This window comes from Roseateles sp. PN1, from assembly GCF_038419725.1.
Classification (GTDB): domain Bacteria; phylum Pseudomonadota; class Gammaproteobacteria; order Burkholderiales; family Burkholderiaceae_C; genus Paucibacter_A.
This window is the reverse complement of the sequence record NZ_JBCARA010000001.1, coordinates 23,531-24,928: the sequence shown is the minus strand read 5'-3', so window position 1 is coordinate 24,928 and position 1,398 is coordinate 23,531. Positions and strand designations below refer to the sequence as shown.

The following is a 1,398-nucleotide window of genomic DNA, read 5'->3' as shown; positions in this document are numbered from 1 at the left end:
GCGAACCTCGGTGGAATCTCTTGACGACTGCGAAGGGCTTAACGTTCGTGGAAGGCGGTATCGGCGGCCAGGAAGATGGGCTTGAGCAGGTACTGCATCACCGTTTTGCTGCCGGTGGCAATATCCGCTTCACCGGTCATGCCGGGCATGAGGCGGTGGTTCTGCGCGCCGACAAAAGGCTTGGCCAAGGCAACTTCCACCTTGTAGAAGGGCTGGCCGTTTTCCTTCATCTTGGTGGAGGTGGGCGCGACGCGCATGACCCGGCCTTCGACAAAGCCAAAGCGTGCGGAATCGAAGCTGTCGATCTTGACGCTGGCCCGCTGGCCCTCTTTGACAAAGCCGATATCGCGCGGCAACACCATCACTTCCATCACGATATCGAGCCCGGTGGGCACCACTTCGGCCACGATGCCGCCGGGCGGCACCACCGCGCCTTCGGCGGTGCGTGGCAACTCCATCACGATGCCGGCCACCGGCGACTTGATCTCGATGCGGCCCTTGCGTTCTTCCAGCGCCTTGCGGTCGGCCTGCAATTCGCGGAAGTTCTCAGTCACCTTGCTCAGGTCACTGCTAATTTGCTGGTTGAAGTCAGCGCGCACCTTGGCCACGTCGGCATCCACGCCGCTGACATTGCTGCGCATGCCGCTGGCTCGCGAGGTCGCCTCCGACAGGCGTTGCTCCAGCACCGCCAGTTGCAGCCGCACATCGCTGACGGCGAACTGAGTGACGGCGCCGCCGCGCGCGCCTTCTTCCAGGCGAGCGAGGCGATCTCTGGTTTCCTTGATTTGACGTTCGATCAGCAGCTTGTCCTGCTCGGCGCCACCGATCAAGGCGCCTTGCTGCCCGCCTTGAGCGCGCTTGGAGGCTACGGCCGCGTCTCGGCTGGCGATTTGTTCGCGGTAAGTGGTGAATGCTTGCGCGACCAGCATCGGGTACTCCTGCTCGAACTTGGCAAAGTCCGGGCGGCGGTTCTCCAGCACGGCCAACATGCGCTCGCGGTCAATCGCCAGGGCGTTGAGCTTGATTTCCGTTTGGGTGCGTAGCTTCTCGATGTCGGTGGTGGCGAACTCGGCGATCAGCTGACCGGCCTTCACGCTTTCACCTTCCTTCACATGCAGCTTGATGATGGTGCCGCCTTCTTGGCTTTGCAGCACCTGCACATGGCCGCCGGGCTGAATTTCGCCGCGCGAGCGGGCGACCTCATCGACCTTGGCCAGGCTGGCCCAGGCCAGCAGCGCCAAGACCAAAACAACGATGGCGGCGAGGGTGCGGCGCAGGGCGCGCGATTGCCCGCGCTCATCCAAGAGGGCTTCAATATTCAGCGGCGGTCGGTCGTCCGCCGCGCTGATGGACACAAGCTTGGGAGTGCTGGGTTGGCTCATTCGTAAACTTTCGTCG

The 1,398-nt window shown here is 62.9% G+C and carries 1 protein-coding gene; it reads right to left on the bottom strand.

Annotation, left to right across the window (positions count from 1 at the left end):
• Positions 1–38: 38 nt before the first annotated feature.
• Entirely contained in the window at positions 39–1,382 is a 1,344-nt protein-coding gene (locus AABB87_RS00085) for an HlyD family type I secretion periplasmic adaptor subunit (protein ID WP_341969037.1), read from the bottom strand.
• Positions 1,383–1,398 lie beyond the last annotated feature (16 nt).